The sequence below is a fragment of the Sulfitobacter sp. HI0027 genome, assembly GCF_001634775.1.
GTDB lineage: Bacteria > Pseudomonadota > Alphaproteobacteria > Rhodobacterales > Rhodobacteraceae > Sulfitobacter.
In genome coordinates this window covers 1-673 of sequence record NZ_LWER01000095.1, presented here as the reverse complement: position 1 = coordinate 673, position 673 = coordinate 1, and the positions used below count along the sequence as shown (strand labels likewise).

Annotated in this window: 1 pseudogene; it reads right to left on the bottom strand. The window is 65.7% G+C overall.

Features of this window, described 5'->3' with window-relative positions:
• Positions 1–673: pseudogene (locus A3722_RS05170) on the bottom strand (thiamine/thiamine pyrophosphate ABC transporter permease ThiP); the annotation flags it as partial.

Below are 673 nucleotides of genomic sequence, written 5' to 3'. Positions count from 1 at the left end.
GGGCGATCCAGCCCGCCGCCCATGCTGATCGGCGGGATCAGCCAAAGCGCCGCAACCGCCGCAGCACCGGCGAGCACAAGCTGCACCACCGACAAAAGCGCCGCCCGTCCAAGGTCAAAATCAAACCGAAACGCCTGATAGATCGCCAGCTCGATCGTCGTCGCGCGTGGCCCTCCACCCAGTGTCAGGGCCACGGCAAAACTGGTCAGACAAATCACGAAGATCAGCGCCGCCACGCCGGGCAGCACCTGCCGCAGCATCGGCCATTCCAGCGCCAGAAACAGTGCACGGGGCGTCATCTGCAGCTGCCCGGCCAGTCGAAACCGCTCGGACGGTATGCTCTGCCAGCCTTGCAGCAAAAGCCGTGTCGCCAGCGGAAGGTTAAAGAAGACATGGGCCAGAACCACCCCATGCAGCCCGTAGATCGACACGGACGGCAGGCCCAGAGCCGCGCCAAATTGGTTCAGCACGCCCGAGCGGCCAAAGACCGTGAGCAACCCCAGCACCGCCACGATCACCGGCAGAATAAACGGCGCGCCGAGCAATGTGATCAACGCCCCACGCCCCCAAAACTGCCGCCGCGCCAAGGCCCGCGCGACCGGCACCGCCAGCAGCACAGACAGCACCGCCGACCACACCGCCTGCGTGACGGTAAAACGCACCGCCGCCCAAT